The organism is Lachnospira rogosae (ex Hitch et al. 2025) (assembly GCF_040096455.1).
GTDB classification, from domain to species: Bacteria; Bacillota; Clostridia; order Lachnospirales; family Lachnospiraceae; genus Lachnospira; species Lachnospira rogosae.
On record NZ_JBBMER010000001.1, the window covers coordinates 253412 to 272813 of the forward strand.

The following is a 19402-nucleotide window of genomic DNA, read 5'->3' on the forward strand; positions in this document are numbered from 1 at the left end:
TATTGAATAATGACAGGTATTATTATTGCGGCTTGTGCCGTAGGTGTAACAGGTCTTCTTCTTGGACTCTTCCTTGGATTTATGGGAAAGAAGTTTGCAGTTGAGGTTGACCAGAAGGAAATAGATGTAAGAGCAGAGCTTCCAGGTAACAACTGTGGTGGTTGTGGATACGCAGGTTGTGATGCACTTGCAAAGGCTATCGCAGCAGGTGAAGCTGATTGTGGTGCATGTCCAGTTGGTGGTGCTCCGGTAGCAGCAAAGATAGCAGCTATTATGGGTGCTGAGGCAGGAAGCCAGGAGCGTATGACAGCGTTCGTTAAGTGTGGCGGAGACTGTGATAAGGCTAAGAATAACTATGTATATTCTGGTGTACAGGATTGTACTATGATGAACATAGCACCTAATGGTGGTCCTAAGGGATGTACATACGGATGTATGGGTTATGGCTCATGCGTTAAGGCTTGTCCATTCGATGCTATCCACGTAGTTAATGGTGTAGCTGTAGTAGATAAGGAAAAGTGTAAGGCTTGTGGTAAGTGTGTTGCTACATGTCCAAGACACCTTATCGAGCTTATTCCATACAAGGCATCTTATGCAGTTAACTGTTCTTCACAGAACAAGGGTAAGGATGTTATGCAGGTATGTTCAGTTGGATGTATCGGCTGTATGTTATGTACAAAGCAGTGCGAGTATGGTGCTATCACTGTAGAGAACAATATCGCACACATTGACCAGTCTAAGTGCGTTGGCTGTGGCAAGTGTGCTGAAAAGTGTCCTAAGAAGATTATTCATAAGCAGAATTAATTGTAGTGTAATCGGGTAAATCAAAATTATAAAAACCGCTGGTGGAAATGTTGGGAATGGCATTTTTGCTGGCGGTTTTTTGTGATGTAGAGGTTGGTAAAGAAGTTTATAGTTTAAAGAGTGTAGATGTAAACCCTGCACAAATATGATAAAATAAAAGTCAAGAGTTTGTATATTTTTTTGAATTGAGGTGATATGTTTGGCTAATCCAAAAGAAGACAATGAAAATAATACGGAATGGATTATTGCGTGTAATCCAGATAAATATGATGTTATTGGAGCCTTTCATGAGTTAGGTTCAATAGATTGGACACAAAGTGCCAACATTGTTGTAGGAGATATTGTTTACATATACGTTTCAAATACGGTTCGCACTATAAAAGTTAAATGTAAAGTAAATGCTGTCAATAAAGCAGTACCAACTATAGATGATAGTAAATTTAATAAGTCAGATGAATTTGATGGCTCAAAGGGGCGATATATGGAGCTGGAAATGATTGAAGAATTTTCAACAGGATTGTTTGAAAAGAGTAGATTAGAACAACATAGTTTTAAATCGCCACTTGGACCAGTGAGAGTATCATCGGAATTAAAAGAGTATTTAGATATTGTTCAGGAATTGCTTCGCGCAGATGAAATGGAACCAGATACTCACGATGCAACATATGAATTAATTAGAGAGGTTATAAATTCATATGAAATAATGGGAGATTTATCTGTATGTGATTATAGGGATTTGGATTTAGTATATCTTATGAGTGTGGGAACCTGGAGACATGGATTTGATTCAAAAAAGAAAACAATAGATGCTAGTCACCTTCCTGATAGCGAAAAAAGCAGATTGAAAAACTTGTTGGATGAACTTGGAGAGAGGGCAAAACGTGGAGAATATGCCAATAATAAGGAAATCAATGCTAACTTTGGTATGTTCGGAACAGGACTTTATACATTTGGACAAAAAACAGATGAGCACTCACCAAAAGACTTTATTCAAATGTGTATTGATATTAAGAACCTTTCTAATGATGAGGAAATATTTAATAGATGTGAACGGACATTAAATGAGGACTTTCATGGAATGCGAGCTGCATCAGCATCTATGATACTTCATTGTTTGAAACCTATGACTTTTCCTATTTTTAATAGTAACATGGGTTTTGACAATATTTATGTGTATTTCAATATTGGTATTAAACGTAAAACAGAACTATGTACATATATCGAAAATGTAAGAATTGTTAAGGCATTTCGTGACAAATATTTTACTGTGAAAAATTATAGGATATTTGATATTGCGGCGTGGGAGATTGGAAAAGCAAGACAACACACTAATATTGACTATTTAGGAGCAACTGATTATTATCCAAGTCTTAATGAATATAATCCTGGGATTACAGCAGAAGAATATGAAAGAATTCTTGATAATGAGAATATTGTAAAACGTGTATGGTTAGACACTCTTTATTATTTGTACATAATGGGTGGAACAGGAAGCTGCAAGCAGATAACAAATAAATATGGAAATAGCGCAGCACATTATAATATGAATACAATAAAAGTGGCTAAGGCAGTGCATAAGGAAACGCAATGCCCATTATGCGTAAGAGAGTCTGGTGAAAATGAATATTGGCCGGTGCTATTCTATGGAAGAGCTTTGGAAGACAGTGATGAAGGCGTATTTAGTTATAAGATGAGGGAGCCTTTGATGGAAGCAATTAAATCGTTAGAAGAAAGAGGTGTGTTTCAGGAAATGAAAGAATTAGATAAAGAGTTTGATAAGAACTTAATATTATATGGTCCCCCTGGAACTGGTAAGACATATAATTCTGTTATATATGCTGTTGCAATTTGTGACGGAAAGCCAGTAGATGAACTTACAGATTACGCTGCAGTTATGTCAAGATATAACGAATTAAAGAAGGCTGGAAGAATATCATTTACTACATTTCATCAGTCATATGGATACGAAGAATTTATAGAGGGGATTAAACCAATTATTGATGAAAATAAGCAGGACATTGGATATACAATAGAACCGGGAGTGTTTAAGAAGTTTTGTGACAATGCGAAAAGTATTACTCGTACAAGTACAGGTATAGAAAGCACGGTAATTGAAGAGAATACAGAGCCATATGTATTTATTATTGATGAAATTAATAGAGGAAATATATCAAAAATATTTGGTGAATTGATTACATTAATTGAAAGTACAAAGAGAGCAGGGATGCCTGAAGCAGCATCAGCTATACTGCCGTATTCGGGTGATGAATTTAGTGTGCCATCTAATGTATATATTTTAGGAACAATGAATACAGCCGATAGATCTATTGCGTTGATGGATACAGCTCTTCGGAGAAGATTTCAGTTTGTTGAGATGATGCCAGACTCTGATGTACTTAGAAAAATTCATGCAGATAAGGTAGAGGATTTAGATGTGGCAGCAATGCTTGATAAAATTAATGAAAGAATCGAGTACTTATATGACAGGGAGCACACTATTGGACACGCTTTCTTTACTGACCTCAAAGATGATGCAACACTTGTAAAGTTACAGTCTATTTTTGAAAAGTCTGTAATTCCATTATTGCAGGAATATTTCTATGAAGATTATCAGAAGATACAGCTTGTCCTGGGGGATAATGCAAAGAGCGATGACAGCTTGAAATTTATTATTGATGAAAAAGTTATAGCAAAGAATATTTTTAAAGGAAATGTGGAAGATGTTATCGATCTTCCGGAAAAGAAATATTCAATCAATTCTAAAGCATTTGAAAATATTAATAGTTATAAAGAAATTTTGTGAAGTGTGGTGATAACGTGGATAAACCATTTGAGGTGAAAGAATTTGATACTATTATTTGTAATGAGGATTATAAAGATGATGAAAAATACAAGTATCTGAATCAGAAGGAGTTTGATAATCTGGTAGCGTTTATCCATGAATTTACTGGAGATGCGGATAGTGCAGATGCACTTGATTTTATGAAAATTGGTTACAGGCGTAATGTCGGAGAAGTCGTTACTATAAAAAATTACGTTGGGTTAATTCAGCTTAAGAATGGTTTTCAAATTCAAGTGCTTCCTAAGATAGCTTTTGGAGAGGAAGATGAAGCAAATGTGAAAACAAAGAAAGTATTTCTTAAGATGCTTTGCAGTATGAAAGATTTTCCTTGTAAAGTGTTCAATGAATCTTCTTTAAATGTAGCTCAGATGAATTTGTATGAACTGTTTATTAATATGTATCTACAGGAAGTAAGACAACTGGTAAAGCGGGGGATAAAGTTGAATTATGTTGAACAGGAAGATAACTTACGTTATTATAAGGGAAAATTACTTGTAAGCGAGAATGTGAGAGTAAATTTAGCACATAAAGAGCGTTTTTACGTTTCCTATGAAGAATTTCATCCAAATCGTGCAGAAAACCGTCTTGTAAAGGCTACACTCGCAAAGTTGCAGAGATTAACAATAAGTGCAGAAAATTCAAAAGAAATAAGACAGTTACTAACAGCATTTGAAATGGTAGATGCTTCTGTCAATTATACAAAGGATTTCTCACAGGTTGTAATTAACAGAAATACAAAGGACTACGAAGTGCTAATGCAGTGGTCAAAAGTGTTTTTGATGAATAAAAGTTTTACAACATTTTCAGGAAGTACAACATCAAGAGCATTGTTATTCCCGATGGAATCAATATATGAGAGTTATGTTGCACAGCAAATGAAGAAAGTAATGAGCCCAGAAGGCTGGGATGTTTCATATCAGGATAGGGGACAATATCTTTTCGTGGAACCGAGGAGGCAGTTTGCCCTTAGACCAGATATTGTAATGAAAAAAGGTGAACGCATAGTAATTTTAGATACTAAATGGAAAAGCTTGATTAATAATGAAAAAAATAATTATGGCATTTCACAACAAGATATGTATCAGATGTATGCTTATTCTAAGAAATATGGTACTTCTGAGATATGGCTTTTATATCCAGTAAATGATGAAATGAGAAATCATAAGCCTATCCGGTTTGAAAGTGGAGATGGAACTACAGTAAATTTATATTTTATAGATGTTGATAAAATAGAGGATAGTTTGCAGGAGTTAAGGGATACATTAGAAGTAGGTGAAAAAGGGGATTTTAGATGAAAAATAATAATTTGCGTTGATTTTTTAATTAAGTTGAGTATATTTCCACGTTGTTATGGATATCTTAACTGGGTATCGATGCTGATAACCAGCATAAAACTCTTTTTATTAAAAGTAATTCTTAAGGAGTGTGGTTTAAGTATCGCACTCCTTTTTACGAATGATTAAGTTTATAATAAAGATAGCCTTTAAAAATTACCCAATATCATATATAATGTTATTTACTGAGCTTAAATCAAGTATAACAGAATAGCTAAGAGAGGTATTACAAAATGGAAATTTATGAAATGATAGACCTACAGGACTGTCCAAGATGTTTAGGACCTTCGTTATTAGAGGAAGTAGACCATGGTTTTTATGTAACTTGCCTGGATTGTGGATGTCAGTCAGCAACATTCAGATATAATAATGACGAAGACAAGCTTGAAGCTGCGAAGAAGACAGCTGAGTTATGGAATACTGGCAAGGTAATCTATACAGGTTATGGAGATTAATAATATATGTATGTATAGTTTTGAAGTATGACATATATGTTTGTGTACAATGTTATTATAATTAATGTATAGATGGGAATGTGTATAATAATCCCGAATGTGATATATAAGATAGGAGAGTTAAACAATGAAGAGTCAGGAAGAACTTTTTAATATGACAGTTATGGAATTAAGAGAGTATATGAATTCGCTTTCTAATGAAGAAATAAAGCAGGCGGCTGAGATGTTTGAATATGATGAGCACGAAAGAGATCCACTTACACTTCTTTCAGCACCTAAGCTTTTTGAGTATATGAAATATGCAAATGGAGCAGTAGATATTGATTTTGGTGAATAATGCTATAATGAGGGAGTGTGATTAATAGTCACGCTCTTTTATTTATGTTGGGAGGCATTTTTATGACACACGAACAATTTGAAAAGGCGGCTGATTACTGGAAGAATAAGGGAATTACAGCAATTCCCAAAGAAGAGCTTAAAAAAGCGGTTGAAGAATATATAGCTGCTAACAATACCTGTGCGCTTGCAACAGGAACTGGCGATTATGTAAGATGTACGCCGATTGAGTACAGTTATCATAATGATAAGTTCTGGATGTTTTCAGAAGGTGGAGAGAAATTTATAGGTCTTGAGAAGAATGAAAATGTATGTTTGGCTATTTTCGATAAATATGATGGATTTGGCAGGCTTAAGAGCATACAGGTTATGGGAAAAGCCGAACTGATAGAACCATTTTCTGATAAATATAATGAACACGCAAAAATTAAGAAAATACCGATAGAGGCGTTAAAGAAAATGGAGTCGCCGCTTAATCTCATCTGTGTAACACCAGTGAAAATGGATGTATTATTTTCTGATTTTAAGAAAGAGGGATATAGCAGCAGACAGATTTTAGAGTGAATTTAAAAGAAAAAAGAGGTAATATAACTTATGGAAGTAAAAGAGTGGCCATATAAAGAATACCATTCTTTTGATAAGCCAGTAGACGGAGTTACAAGAATTCCTACAAGCGGAGATGAGAGAAGGGAACTTATATATATTCAAATGTGGAATATGCGCATATAAATGGTACGACACTGCATTTGCAGATTATCACACCACAGACAAGAATCCTGAGTTATGCAGAGCTATGTCGGTTGAGTGTAATATAAGTGAAAATGTTTCATTGCCACCAATATTAATGTTTCACGGAACAAAAGACCGTACAATAAATCCAAAGGTCAGTGTTGTTGTATATGAGGCTTTAAAGAAATATAATAAAGATGTGAAGTTATATTTGCTTGAGGGAGCTGACCACGGTGGAAGTGAATTCTTTAGTGATAATGTGTTGGATATTATTGAAGAATTTTTGCAAAAGATTATATCAGCTAGTTAGAATGATAAGTTGTTTTAAAATGTGTAATAAAATGAATTTTTACACTGACATCATAAATATGAAAATACTGGGCGGTAAAATATATGGGAAATGAATCTGGAGAATGGATTATGCACGGACTTGAGTGGGACAATCCAGCGTGTATACATACAGTTGAGAAAGCAATCGAACACATTAATGATGTAGGTTTTCTGCCTTTATTTAAGAATGAAATAGAAGGATTTTCACTGGAAGAATGGACAGCACCTGAGTACTGGTGGTGTGATGATGAATTATATGACCCGTGGTTGTGGCGTGCGGTTATAGCAAGACAGCACGATATAATCTATGGAAAGTTTTTCGGAAAGAAGGCAGGTTTTGTATCAAGAAAATGGGTTCCTGCATTTGCAAATTACAGGCGTGACGGATACGATTTTGATGCGTTATATGAGGATGGAAAAGCACCGCTTAAATATAAAAAGATTATGAAGCATTTTATGGAAGAAAATGCAGATAACGAAATATTTTCTAATGAGTTAAAGAAACAGGCTGGCTACGGCAAAGATGGTGAAAAAGGATTTGATGGCGCAGTTGCTAATCTTATGATGCAGATGTATATATGTAACTGCGATTTTAGGAAGCGTATTAATAAAAGTGGTGAAGAATATGGCTGGGATGTGGCTGTTTATTCATCAATAGAGCATATCTATGGTTATGATTATGTTACCTCTGATTATAAGGAAAAGCCGGAAGCTTCGTGGCAGAAAATAGTTTCACATATGAACATATTGTATTCGTCTGCGACTGAAAAGCAGATTAAGAAGATATTGAAGTAAAATTATCAAAAAATATTTGAAATAAATCATAGTTTATTGTTTTTGCTGTTTTATCAGCAGTATACACTTGATACAAAATTTTATTAAAAATGGCGTATAAAAGAGAATTGGTGTGAAAATAGATTTTTCACACGTGAGATTTATGTGTGTGTGCACTTGACACAAACTCGTTATGTACAAAAATATGCGTAGAAATGAGGATTATTATGGAATTACAGGAAGTATTGAATAGCAGAAGAAGTATGAGAAGTTACGATGCTGAAAAGAAAGTTACAAAAGAGCAGCTTGAAACTATTATAAATGCGGCCATATTAGCACCTTCGTGGAAGAATTTGCAGATATCTAGATATTACTGCATATTATCAGACGACAAAATTGAAGAATTCAGACATAAGTGTCTGCCAGAATTCAATCAGAACAATTCAGAGGGAGCAGCTCTTGTTGTAACAACATTTGTAAAGAACTGCGTTGGATTTGACAGATTATCAGGTGAGCCAGTTAATGAATGTGCCAACGGCTGGGGCTATTATGACCTTGGACTGCAAAACGAGAATTTCGTTCTTAAAGCTAAAGAATTAGGACTTGATACACTGATTATGGGAGTTCGTGATGGTGAGGCAATAAGAGAGTTCTTTAATCTGCCAGAAAATGAGCAGTCAGTTTCAGTTATTGCAGTTGGATATGGAACAAAGGATGCGCAGATGCCTAAGAGAAAGAGTGTTTCGGATATAGCGAAATTTTATTAAAATAGTAAGCAAAAAATATATAGAGAATGTGAGTGATAAATCATATGGGTTTGTTTAAAAAGAAGGCAAAAGTGTATTCATATGATAAAGAGCATATGAAACCGGTAATTAAAACCAGCATATGTACGGGTGAACAGGTGGCTGGATTTAAGGATATTCATACTGGCAAAATAGAAGATATTATGCTTGTAAAAACGTCAGCAGATATCGAAAAATTTAAAGAAATGTATGGAATAGAAGGCAATATTGACAAAGAATATTAGGATTAAAATGTCGGTGGAAGAAGGATATAATTATGGTTAAGAAAATTGTAAAAGGAAAGCAGATATTTGCAAGAAAGGCACAGCCTGCGACAGAAGCGGACAAGCAGGTTGTGACAGATTTAATAGATACTTTAAGAGCAAACAGGGAAATATGTGTTGGGATGGCTGCCAATATGATAGGTGTGAATAAGTCAATAATAGCAGTGGCAGCAGATCCATTTCAGTTTGCAATGATTAATCCTGTTATAACTAAAAAGTCAGGTGAATATAAGACGGAGGAGGGCTGTTTATCATTAGATGGTGCCAGACCCTGCATAAGATATGAGGAGATAGAGGTTGACTATCTTGACAGTAATTTTAAGCCACAACACGGGAAGTATAGCGGGTTTACGGCACAAGTGATACAGCACGAGATAGACCATTGTTGTGGGGTGGTAATATAATTAGGAATAAGTTATAAAAGATTGTTTTTCATGCAGTGTTCACCTCCATAAGGAAGTGTAACAATACACCTAAAAATATAAAATAAGAATGTAGGTTTTCTGACATTTTTATATGCCATATTTCCTACATTCTTATATTAGCATTTGCAACTGGGTAGCCAACGCATAAAATCTTACGGAAATTTCTTATCAGTATATGTCCCGCACAATATAAAAAATCTGCTGAACAGCTATTTGTATCATCTCAGGCATTAAGCAAAGTTATTAAGAAAATTGAAAATGAATTAGATATATTACTTTTTACAAGAACAAGTCAGGGACTTATGCACTAAAGAAGTTTATCTGATATCAAAAAAAGGAATAACTAAATCAAAAGAAAGCATATGTTTTTTTAGTTATTTATCAGAATGGTTATTGACGGAGCAACATTTTTCAGAGCATTGTTATATTGAAAATATCCCTCAAATAGAGTATCATAAAATGAAGTTAGATACAACTAACAAATGCAGCTTGAAAAGGAGTGAAGTATATGAACATTACAGTTATAATTACAGAACGCAGGATTAATCAAACATAAATTAATAATGACATTTGTTTAAATGAGGAGGGCTGAATATGACTAACGAAGAATATAAGAAGCTGTCAATTGATGGATTTACAAAAGTGGCAGAAAAATATCCAGACCGCCATTACACAGGACTTGATTTAACACCAGCGATGATAGAACAGGCAAGGAAGAAGAATATTCCTAATGCAGAATTTGTTGTTGGTGATTGTGAGAATTTTCCTTTTGATGAAAATGCTTTTGACGTAATAATATGTTCCAACAGTTTCCACCATTATCCTAATCCACAGGCATTTTTTGACAGCGTGAAAAGATGTCTTCGTCCGGGAGGAAGATTAATACTTAGAGATGTGACAAGTGACAACAGGCTGCTTTTGTGGTTTATGGATAATATAGAGCTTCCTATTGCTAATATGCTGGGACACGGCGATGTAAGGGCTGCCAGAAGAAAAACAGTTATGGAGTGCTGCAAAAAGGCAGGTCTTAAGGTGGAAAAGTTCGAGATACGTAAAGGTATGAGAATGCACTGCGTTATAAGAAAAGCTTAAGGAGTATATGGTATGAAAGAGAAAGTAAAGATAACCGGTGTTCCTGAAACAATGATTCAGACATTATATGCAAGGGCGAAGGAAACCCAAAAGAATAATGCCAAAATCAAAGATGACATAGCTGTAGGGATAGTGGAAAAGCTTGATTACGATTTTTCCAAAGCAGATAATGATAAGACTATGGCTAGTGGTGTGATTGCAAGAACTATTGTACTTGATAAGATGGTAGGGGAATATCTGGATACTCATTCTGATACGGTTGTTGTCAATATTGGCTGTGGAATGGACACAAGATGTTATCGTATGCAGGGAAAATATAAGCACTGGTACAATATTGATTTGCCAGAAACAATTGAGATAAGAAAGCGTTTTCTGACAGAAAATGGTCCTGTATACCAGATTGCCAAGTCTGCAATGGACATTTCATATACAGATGATATTGAATATAATAAAGAAAATGTGCTTGTAATCATAGAAGGTTTGTCAATGTATTTACACGAGAATGACATAAGACAGATATTTTCGATTATAGAAAAAGCCTTTAATAAGTCAACAGTAATGATCGAAACTATGTCACCATTCTTTGTAAAGCATATGAAGGAAAAATCGATAGAAGGAAGTAATGCCAAGTTTAGCTGGGGGGTTAAAAATGGAAAAGATCTACAGCAGATTGTGCCAGCATTTAACTGGAAGCGTGATGTAAGTCTGGTCGAGGGTATGAAAGAGATTATGCCTGTTTATAATGTGCTTGGAATAATTCCCGCAGTGTGCGGTATGTCTAATAAAATAGTGGTTATGGAAAGATAGTTGATTTTTTTGAATAAATCAGACATAATTAATATGACAAATATGTAAATAACAGGTGTAAGATTAATAATGATTGATAACATAGAATATTATATGGAATATCTTGACGGGCTGACTAAGGATATGCCAGAGGAGTTTGTAAAGCTTGCACAGGTATTTGAACTTAGTGTGTTCGAGCCTGTTTATATGGAAGGCGAAGATGATATATACGCAGCTTATCTTATGAATGATTCAGTCGAAAGTTATTTTGTTTTTGAGAACTCTATAATGACAGGAGAATATAAGAATATTGACTGCGAACAGGTAGCTGGAATAGAAACACTTAGCGACGGATATATGCTTATAGTTAATCAGGGCGGCGAGAATATATTTACAATAAGATTTAATAAGCTAGGTATTAAGACTACATATTTTAATTATGGCAGTATGGGACATTTTTGGGTTAAGGGATATGAGTATTTAAGACAACTGGAGTATCAGCTTGCAGATGTCAGGGATAAATACAGATATCTTGGAAGCTCGTCTTGTACCAGTAAGGAGCTTATATTTATGCAGCTTGCAGATTTTCCACCTATTAAGAAGTATAAATCAGTGCCAGAAGCTTATTATGTGCCATATCCCGATGCAGTTTATTCTGAGGCAGTGAATTATCTTATAGATATGGCAGTGAGTGTTGGCGATAAACGTATGGCAGGTATGCTTAAATGCTATTTGAATAAACCGGACATAATTAAGTGTAATATTATTGCGGCTATGTTTCATAGAAAGGCACATAGCAGATTTATAGATAAGCTTATTATGGATGTGCGGAACGAAGCTGACAATTATGTCAAAAGGACGTTTAACAGTGACGAGGAAGCACAGTATAAGATAGTTCATAATAAGGCTCTTAAGGCACTGGATAGATACAAAGAAGCAGGATATGAGTGTCTGTTATACAGGGAAGAACCATTTATGTATTCCAAGGACTCAATTACATATAAAGAACACATATTAGTGTTTAGAAATGGTCGTATTAATAGAAAATGTGATATATATACATATGAAGCATAGTATATAAATATAATATATAAGTGAAATTTATACTGTTCCACAATATATTTTAATAAAATTTACTGCATATATAATGAATATTGAGAAAAATATGTCATTCGCGCAAGAAAAATGTCATTTCGCGCAGATGGCATTTTTTTTGTGTTTTTTTATTGTATAATAATGCCAACATATAAAGCTTTCGTAATATTTTTAAAGACTGCATACGTTTTTATTGCAGGGAAAGTACGATAAGAGAAAGGAGAGTTTATGAAATATTTGAAAAAAATAATAGCAGTGGTATTAGCTGCAGGTATGATTATCTCCAATGCACCTGTGGCAGGTTCGGCTGCAAACCAGAACAGCAGGGCATCTAAGAGAACTTATAATTGGTATGATAAGTGTGCTGACGATATTGATGAGAATTATACTTATGAAGGTTCAGACCTTGGGATAGAGGCTACTGAAGATTATACAACTTTTAAAATATGGGCACCAAGTGCAAGGTATATAAAAGTTAATATTTACAGAAAAGGTGTGAATGATGACGATGAGTCATCTAAAGTTGGATCATTTACATTGGAAAAAATGTTCGCTAATGGAAATAGAGATGTGTGGACAGGTGTATGGACATTAACACTTATAGGAGACTGGAGAGGATTCTATTACAATTATACAATTTCTACGACAAACATAACTGGTGCACACGATACAAAATATCAGGTTGCAGACCCATACTCAGTGGCTGTAAGTGCAGATGGCAAGCGTTCTTATATTATAGATCCGGATATGGTATCTCCTGATGGATGGGAGAATGATAAGCATATATATGTAGATACAGCCAAAGCTAATAATGTATACAAAGTAAGTATTAAAGATTTTTCAACAGATACATCATCAGGTACGACATCAAATGGCAAATACAGTGCATTTACAGAAAAAGGTGCAACTGTAAATAATGCAGGTGAATTGTCATCAGGTATTGATTATCTTAAAGAATTAGGTGTTACAACCGTACAACTTGCACCATTTTCAGATTATGCTTCTGATGATGAATATGTAGTTGCGAATTTTAATGCACCGGAGCCGGATTATGCTTCTGATGCATCAAATAGTGAAGCAATAATAAAAGAATGTAAAGCAATGATTCAGGCACTTCATAACGCGGGAATTTCAGTTGTAATGGAAATGCCATATACGCATACGGTTACACCAACAGAGTCTGTATTTGAAAAAGTAGTTCCTGGTTATTATTACAGACATAATACGAATGGAACTTATTACACTACAACTGATTATGACAATGAGTGTGCCACGGAGCGTGCAATGTATCGTAAATATGTTGAAAATTCCATGAAATACTGGGCAGAGGTATATCATATAGATGGATTTTCAATAGATTTAGTTGACTGCTTTGACACAAAAGCATATCATTCAAGACTGGATAAATGGTTAGATGAAGTAAAAGAAAATGTTGCAAAGACAGATCCCAGACTTGTTATATGGGGCGATAATTATACCAAGACAGATAGACAGAATAAGACATCTATATATGATAATATAATTAGTTCTATTAATGGAAGCACATATGGAGCAAGAAATGAAAAAGCAATAAAAATGTATAAACAGCAGGCTGCAATGAAATATGCAACACCAGGAATATTATATATGGATGCAGGAGAAGAAATGTGCAGTAGTGTTGAAGGAACAACACAGCAGGACAAGTCAGTGCTTGAATGGCAGAAATGTATAGATTATACAGATGTAGTATCTTATTATAGAGGTCTTATGGATATTAGAAAAGCCTTTTCACCACTTGCCGATAGTCAGAATATTAGTAACAATAAAGAAGCTTATGTACTGACTAATACAACAGAAGGTGAATGGAGCACTATGGCAGTATTGAATAATGATACAGCTGATGATAAAGAGATTGCAATTCCAGCTTCAAGAGAGGCCGCAGACTGGGTGATTATTGCTAATGGGGAAAGTGCCGGTTTAGTATCACTTGGTGAAGTCAGTGGTTCGACTGTAAAAGTGCCGGCGTATACGACAATGATTCTTGTAGACAAGGAGAGTTCATTGCAGGTATCAGTGCCAGAAGAAAAAGGAAGAGTAATTATTGATTATCTGAGGACAGATGGTTATGGTAATAGCAGTTTTGAGACACCATTAAGAGAGTCGATTACGCTATATGGTACAGTAGGAACAGGGTTTGTTGTGCCACAGAATCTTAATATTTCATCTTATTATGATCTTATTAATGCGGAATATGGCAAAAAGGGTATATTTGAATCAGGTACAATCAGGCTGCGATATTATTATAGTGCTAAATATAAGCCAGATCGTTTGGTAGATGGAATTATTAATGATGGTCATTATTGTGAAGAAGTACGATTCAAAGTAACTGATCCGGCTTATACAGAGGTAAGAGTTGATGATAAGAAGCTGACACCAGATAGTAATGGTTATTATACTGTCTCATATGCTGATAAAGAACAGACTATTAAATTAATAGATAATAATGGCTGTAATGTGCAGCTTTATATAAAGGTACTGGAAAATCATATACCTAACAATAACGATTGTACTAAAGATTCTGTTTGTACTATCTGTGGCAAGGTATTTCCTGCACAGACAAGTCATAAGTACAGTGATAGCTGGTCAAAAGATGATACTTACCATTGGAAAGTATGTGAGAATGATGGCTGTGAAGTAACAAGTACTAAGACAGAGCATAGTGGTACAGACGATGGAGATTGTACAACACCTGTAATATGTGAATGTGGACAGATTGTTACAGCGGCTAAAGCAGAACATACTTATGGTGAGGGAAGTCTAATGGTGATGGCACACATACAAGAAAGTGTACAATACAGGGCTGTACAGCAGAAGAAACTAAGGATTGTGAAGGCGGAGAAGCAACATGTACTAAAAAAGCTGTATGTACATATTGTAATTCAGAATATGGTGCGTTAAATCCATCTAACCACAGTGGAAGTGTTGAATGGGTGCAGACGGAGGGTACACACCAGAAGAAATATGAATGTTGTGGTGCTGAATATGAAGCTGTTGAAAGTCATAAGTGGGAAAATGGACATTGCAGTGTATGTGGATATGGCTGTGAACATACAGGTGGAGAGGCAACCTGTACAGAAAAAGCAGTCTGTGCTATTTGTAAGCTTCCTTATGGAAAAGTAGATGCCAATAATCATACTGGAACGGAGGAATATATTAAGACATCAACAACACACGAGAAGAAATATACCTGCTGTGGTAAAGTAACATTAGTTAAAGAAAATCATAAGTGGAAAGACGGTGTATGCGAAATCTGTGATTATAAATGTGTACATACAGGAGGGGAAGCTAATTGTACAAGTGGTGCAATATGTGAAAACTGTGGTATGGAATACACAGATAAAGAGCCTTCAAAGCATACAGGAAATCCAGAGTGGGTGCAGACCGAAGATACACACAAGAAAGCCTATGATTGTTGTGGCTTAGAGGTATCAGCAAGTGAGGAACATATCTGGGAGGCAGGAGTATGCAAGATATGTGCTTATCACTGCCATCATACAGGTGGAGAGGCAACTTGTATACAGAAAGCACAGTGTATAATCTGTAATGAGGAATATGGAACATATAATCTTGGTGTGCATAAAGGCTTAAAGTTAGTAGAAGCAAAGGCGGCAACTAAGGCAGAAGAAGGTAATATTGAATACTGGCATTGTGAAGATTGTGACAGATATTATGTAGAAGACAATGGCTATGTCGAGATAAAGAAAGCAGATACAGTAATTGCGAAGGTATCTGATAATGATAATTCAAATGGAGCAGGCTCAGGTGATGTGGTTGACAATGGTACAGGAGCAGGCTCAGGTGATGCAGGTTCGAATGATACAGGAGCAGGCTCAGGTGATGCAGGTTCGAATGATACAGGAGCAGGCTCAGGCAGTGCTGGTGCTAATGATACCGCTGCAGAAGTGAAAGAAACCCCGGATACAGCTGACAATAACAGTATATTTGTATGGCTTCTTATGTTATCTGTTGGAGGAATGACAGTATGTATGGCTATTAGCAGTAAGAAAAGGAGAACTAACGGATAATAATAAAAAATAACAGAAAGAAAAGCTGACAAATAATATCAAACAGAATATTATGATTGGCAGAATATATTCAGAGGCAGTATATTCAGGTGTTTATAATAATATAGTTTTAATGGCGTGTGAAAAATAGAAATTTTTCACACGTCTTTTTTATATTATAAGGTATAGTATATGAGTGAGAATATAAGAATATAAAATAAATTAAAAAAATTGATTGACATGTCAGCACTAACATGTTAGTATGATGACATCAAAGTAATTATGCAGCATAATATTTATAGATAATTGGTGTACGAATTAATTAATAATACGAAGTACATCTATAATAAAGTGATTTTTTGATTATATTTTAATTTAAGGAGGATTTAGCATTATGGATATGACATTAAGATGGTATGGACCAGGTTATGACAGTGTAACACTTAAACAGATAAGACAGATACCTGGAGTTAAGAATGTTATTACAACACTATTTGGAAAGCAGGCGGGAGAGTTATGGCTGCCTGAGGAGATAGCTGAGCTTAAGAAGGTAGTATGTGATGCTGGTCTTGGAATAGCTGGTATTGAGTCTGTTAATGTATCAGATGATATTAAGATAGGTACAGCTAAGAGAGATGAACATATTGATAATTATATTAAGACATTACAGGCTCTTGGCGAAGCTGACATCCATATGGTATGTTACAACTTTATGCCAGTGTTTGACTGGACACGTTCTGAGCTTGCAAGAGTAAGGAAAGATGGTTCAACAGTTCTTGCTTATAATCAGGATACTGTAGATATGATTGATCCTGAACATATGAAAGAGTCAGTTGAGAAGATGTCTAATGGTTTTGTTATGCCGGGATGGGAGCCGGAAAGACTTGACAGATTAAAAGAACTTTTTGAAATGTATAGTGATGTGGATGCAGAAAAGCTGTTTAATAATCTTGTATATTTCCTTGAAGCAATCGGACCTGTATGTGAAAAATATGATATAAAGATGGGTATTCATCCAGATGACCCAGCATGGCCAATATTCGGATTGCCAAGAATTATGACAGGTAAGGACTCAGTTACAAGACTTCTTGATGCTGTTGATAAGCCTTATAATGGAATTACGTTGTGTACAGGTTCATTTGGTTCTAACCAGAACAATGATTTATGTGAGATTATTAAGGCCTGCAGAGGCAGAATTCCATTTGCACATGTAAGAAATCTTAAGTACAACTCTCCAAGAGATTTTGAAGAGGCAGCACATTTATCATCTGATGGATCTATAGATATGTATAAGATTATGAAGACTTTATATGATACAGGCTTTGACGGAGTCATAAGACCAGACCACGGAAGAATGATATGGGATGAGGTTGCTATGCCAGGATATGGTCTTTATGACAGAGCATTAGGTGCCACATATCTTAATGGTCTGTGGGAGGCTATAGATAAGTCAGCCAAATAAATTTTGTATGGGAATATGGTTTTATATATGAATATGTATATAGGAATGGAGGATTAGCATGAAACTTTCAATACAAGGTATTAAAGATAAAGAAGCATGGGAGAAGGCTGGAATAAAGCTTCCATCATATGATGTTGAAAAAGTTGCAACAGCTACAAAGGAAGCACCTGTATGGGTTCATTTCGGAATAGGCAACATTTTCAGAATATTTATAGGTGGAATAGCAGACTCATTATTAGAGCAGGGATTGTCAGATAAAGGAATTACATGTGTTGAAACATTTGATTATGATGTAGTTGATAAGATATACAAGCCATTCGACAATCTTGTTATGGCAGTTACATTAAAGGAAGATGGAAGCACTGATAAGAAAGTATTAGGTTCACTTACAGAGGCTGTTAAGGCACAGTCATCAGTAGATGCTGAGTGGTCAAGATTGAAGAAAATATTTGCAAGTCCACAGCTTCAGATGGTTTCATTTACAATAACAGAAAAAGGATATGCACTTCGAGATGCAAAGGGAGAGTATTTTCCATTTATCAGAAGTGATATAGATAATGGTCCTGATAAGGCATCATCAGCTATGGCAGTTGTGTCAGCACTTTTATATGAAAGATTTAATACATGTAAGGCACCTTTAGCAGTTGTGTCTATGGATAACTGCTCACATAATGGTGAAAAGTTAAGAAATTCAATAACAGATATGGTAGGCGAATGGCAGAAAAAAGGTTTTGTTAGCGAAGATTTTGTACAATATGTCAATGATGAAAATACAATATCTTTCCCATGGTCTATGATAGATAAGATTACTCCAAGACCAGCAGATACTGTGGCTGAGTCGTTAAAAGAAGCCGGGGTTGAAGATATGGACCCTGTTATTACATCAAAGAGAACTTATATAGCTCCATTTGTTAATGCAGAAGGACCACAGTATCTTGTTATAGAGGATAGATTTCCGAATGGAAGACCACAGCTTGAAAAGGCAGGAGTATATATGACGGACAGGGATACAGTTAACAAGGTGGAGAGAATGAAGGTTACAACCTGTCTTAATCCATTGCATACAGCACTTGCAGTATATGGCTGCGTATTAGGCTATGACCTTATAGCTGATGAGATGAAGGATAAGGAACTTTCAGAGCTTGTAAAAAGAATAGGGCTTGTTGAGGGTATGCCTGTTGTTACTAATCCTGGTATTATAGCCCCAGAGAAGTTTGCAGATGAAGTTATAAATGTGCGTATACCTAATCCATTTATGCCTGATACACCTCAAAGAATTGCAACAGATACATCTCAGAAGGTTGGCATAAGATATGGTGAAACTATAAAGTCATATGTTGCCAAGGATGGAAGTGCCAGAGCACTAACTGCCATTCCGCTTGCGATTGCAGGCTGGTGCAGGTATCTTCTTGGCATTGATGATAATGGTGAAGCTTTTGAATTATCCCCAGACCCTATGGCTGATGAATTGAAATGTCAGCTGGATGGTATCGTATGGGGTGAGTCATCATCTTACACGGGTCAGCTTAAGAACTTATTGTCAAATGCTAATATATTTGGTATAAATTTATATGAAGCAGGAATTGGTGATAAGATTGAAGAAATGTTTGTCGAAGAAATATCAGGAAAAGGTGCTATAAGAGAAACGCTTAAGAAATACCTTTAATGTGATGCAGATGTTATAATATACGTTTGACATGCTTATCTTATATATAATATAAACATATTGTGCCGTTCAGAGCTGTAGAGATTATGCAGGATATTGGTTCTGGACGGCTTTTGCTGTTTATTTTATTAATTGTTTTATATTTTTATATTAATGGCAG

Annotated in this window: 20 protein-coding genes; all 20 read left to right on the top strand. The window is 35.3% G+C overall.

Annotated elements, in window-relative coordinates; all coding sequences use genetic code 11:
* The first annotated feature begins 6 nt into the window (after positions 1-6).
* The 20 genes from WMO14_RS01115 to WMO14_RS01205 all read left to right on the top strand — a co-directional run bounded on the left by WMO14_RS01115 (position 7) and on the right by WMO14_RS01205 (position 19242).
* Positions 7-804 carry an RnfABCDGE type electron transport complex subunit B gene (locus WMO14_RS01115; RefSeq protein ID WP_055174535.1) on the top strand — a complete coding sequence of 266 codons (798 nt, stop codon included), beginning with the start codon at positions 7-9 and terminating at the stop codon, positions 802-804.
* 199 nt (positions 805-1003) lie between these two features.
* A complete protein-coding gene (locus WMO14_RS01120; protein WP_349153129.1) occupies positions 1004-3607 on the top strand; it encodes an McrB family protein in 2604 nt (867 codons plus the stop codon).
* Positions 3604-4941 carry an McrC family protein gene (locus tag WMO14_RS01125; protein ID WP_318295481.1) on the top strand — a complete coding sequence of 446 codons (1338 nt, stop codon included), beginning with the start codon at positions 3604-3606 and terminating at the stop codon, positions 4939-4941. Before WMO14_RS01120 ends, WMO14_RS01125 begins: the two co-directional genes overlap by 4 nt.
* Positions 4942-5213: 272 nt before the next feature.
* Complete coding sequence (locus WMO14_RS01130; protein ID WP_022501655.1) at positions 5214-5435, top strand: Lar family restriction alleviation protein; 222 nt, start codon at positions 5214-5216, stop codon at positions 5433-5435.
* 127 nt (positions 5436-5562) lie between these two features.
* Positions 5563-5772, top strand: coding sequence for a hypothetical protein (locus tag WMO14_RS01135; RefSeq protein WP_022203749.1), 210 nt, complete (start codon positions 5563-5565; stop codon positions 5770-5772).
* A 62-nt stretch (positions 5773-5834) separates the two neighbouring features.
* Entirely contained in the window at positions 5835-6335 is a 501-nt protein-coding gene (locus WMO14_RS01140; RefSeq protein ID WP_022501654.1) for a pyridoxamine 5'-phosphate oxidase family protein, read from the top strand.
* Between the two features lie 30 nt (positions 6336-6365).
* Positions 6366-6500, top strand: coding sequence for a hypothetical protein (locus WMO14_RS01145; RefSeq protein WP_022501653.1), 135 nt, complete (start codon positions 6366-6368; stop codon positions 6498-6500).
* The gene (locus WMO14_RS01150) at positions 6451-6810 is read left to right on the top strand and encodes an alpha/beta hydrolase family protein (RefSeq protein ID WP_349153130.1); all 360 of its coding nucleotides are present in this window, start codon (positions 6451-6453) and stop codon (positions 6808-6810) included. Before WMO14_RS01145 ends, WMO14_RS01150 begins: the two co-directional genes overlap by 50 nt.
* Positions 6811-6893: 83 nt before the next feature.
* Positions 6894-7625, top strand: a complete 732-nt coding sequence (locus WMO14_RS01155; RefSeq protein WP_349153131.1) for an AlkZ-related protein — start codon at positions 6894-6896, stop codon at positions 7623-7625.
* A 206-nt stretch (positions 7626-7831) separates the two neighbouring features.
* A complete protein-coding gene (locus tag WMO14_RS01160; protein WP_349153132.1) occupies positions 7832-8371 on the top strand; it encodes a nitroreductase family protein in 540 nt (179 codons plus the stop codon).
* A gap of 44 nt (positions 8372-8415) precedes the next feature.
* Entirely contained in the window at positions 8416-8634 is a 219-nt protein-coding gene (locus WMO14_RS01165; protein ID WP_022501649.1) for a hypothetical protein, read from the top strand.
* 32 nt (positions 8635-8666) lie between these two features.
* Entirely contained in the window at positions 8667-9077 is a 411-nt protein-coding gene (locus tag WMO14_RS01170) for a peptide deformylase (RefSeq protein WP_022501648.1), read from the top strand.
* A 194-nt stretch (positions 9078-9271) separates the two neighbouring features.
* The gene (locus WMO14_RS12895; RefSeq protein ID WP_369431801.1) at positions 9272-9409 is read left to right on the top strand and encodes a LysR family transcriptional regulator; all 138 of its coding nucleotides are present in this window, start codon (positions 9272-9274) and stop codon (positions 9407-9409) included.
* A 283-nt stretch (positions 9410-9692) separates the two neighbouring features.
* Positions 9693-10190 (top strand): class I SAM-dependent methyltransferase, encoded by a 498-nt coding sequence (locus WMO14_RS01175; RefSeq protein WP_349153133.1) that lies wholly within the window; start codon positions 9693-9695, stop codon positions 10188-10190.
* Positions 10191-10202: 12 nt separating this feature from the next.
* Positions 10203-10997, top strand: coding sequence for a class I SAM-dependent methyltransferase (locus WMO14_RS01180; protein WP_055174594.1), 795 nt, complete (start codon positions 10203-10205; stop codon positions 10995-10997).
* 69 nt (positions 10998-11066) lie between these two features.
* Positions 11067-12050, top strand: coding sequence for a DUF3878 family protein (locus tag WMO14_RS01185; RefSeq protein ID WP_116443437.1), 984 nt, complete (start codon positions 11067-11069; stop codon positions 12048-12050).
* A gap of 249 nt (positions 12051-12299) precedes the next feature.
* On the top strand, positions 12300-15008 hold the full coding sequence (locus tag WMO14_RS01190; RefSeq protein ID WP_349153134.1) for an alpha-amylase family glycosyl hydrolase: 2709 nt from the start codon (positions 12300-12302) through the stop codon (positions 15006-15008).
* Between the two features lie 32 nt (positions 15009-15040).
* Positions 15041-16135 carry a hypothetical protein gene (locus tag WMO14_RS01195; RefSeq protein WP_349153135.1) on the top strand — a complete coding sequence of 365 codons (1095 nt, stop codon included), beginning with the start codon at positions 15041-15043 and terminating at the stop codon, positions 16133-16135.
* Between the two features lie 373 nt (positions 16136-16508).
* Entirely contained in the window at positions 16509-17576 is a 1068-nt protein-coding gene (uxuA, locus tag WMO14_RS01200; RefSeq protein ID WP_349153136.1) for a mannonate dehydratase, read from the top strand.
* Positions 17577-17634: 58 nt separating this feature from the next.
* Positions 17635-19242: a mannitol dehydrogenase family protein gene (locus WMO14_RS01205; RefSeq protein ID WP_349153137.1), complete on the top strand. Its 1608-nt coding sequence runs from the start codon at positions 17635-17637 to the stop codon at positions 19240-19242.
* Positions 19243-19402: the final 160 nt, after the last annotated feature.

Bases quoted from the DNA above. Each gene is read 5' to 3' on its own strand.
- WMO14_RS01205 (WP_349153137.1), top strand. From the start codon at position 17,635: ATGAAACTTTCAATACAAGGTATTAAAGATAAAGAAGCATGGGAGAAG.
- WMO14_RS01165 (WP_022501649.1), top strand. From the start codon at position 8,416: ATGGGTTTGTTTAAAAAGAAGGCAAAAGTGTATTCATATGATAAAGAG.
- WMO14_RS01170 (WP_022501648.1), top strand. From the start codon at position 8,667: ATGGTTAAGAAAATTGTAAAAGGAAAGCAGATATTTGCAAGAAAGGCA.
- WMO14_RS01150 (WP_349153130.1), top strand. From the start codon at position 6,451: ATGAGAGAAGGGAACTTATATATATTCAAATGTGGAATATGCGCATAT.
- WMO14_RS01140 (WP_022501654.1), top strand. From the start codon at position 5,835: ATGACACACGAACAATTTGAAAAGGCGGCTGATTACTGGAAGAATAAG.
- WMO14_RS01160 (WP_349153132.1), top strand. From the start codon at position 7,832: ATGGAATTACAGGAAGTATTGAATAGCAGAAGAAGTATGAGAAGTTAC.
- WMO14_RS01130 (WP_022501655.1), top strand. From the start codon at position 5,214: ATGGAAATTTATGAAATGATAGACCTACAGGACTGTCCAAGATGTTTA.
- WMO14_RS01145 (WP_022501653.1), top strand. From the start codon at position 6,366: ATGGAAGTAAAAGAGTGGCCATATAAAGAATACCATTCTTTTGATAAG.
- WMO14_RS01180 (WP_055174594.1), top strand. From the start codon at position 10,203: ATGAAAGAGAAAGTAAAGATAACCGGTGTTCCTGAAACAATGATTCAG.
- WMO14_RS01185 (WP_116443437.1), top strand. From the start codon at position 11,067: ATGATTGATAACATAGAATATTATATGGAATATCTTGACGGGCTGACT.
- WMO14_RS01175 (WP_349153133.1), top strand. From the start codon at position 9,693: ATGACTAACGAAGAATATAAGAAGCTGTCAATTGATGGATTTACAAAA.
- WMO14_RS01190 (WP_349153134.1), top strand. From the start codon at position 12,300: ATGAAATATTTGAAAAAAATAATAGCAGTGGTATTAGCTGCAGGTATG.
- WMO14_RS01155 (WP_349153131.1), top strand. From the start codon at position 6,894: ATGGGAAATGAATCTGGAGAATGGATTATGCACGGACTTGAGTGGGAC.
- uxuA (WP_349153136.1), top strand. From the start codon at position 16,509: ATGGATATGACATTAAGATGGTATGGACCAGGTTATGACAGTGTAACA.
- WMO14_RS01135 (WP_022203749.1), top strand. From the start codon at position 5,563: ATGAAGAGTCAGGAAGAACTTTTTAATATGACAGTTATGGAATTAAGA.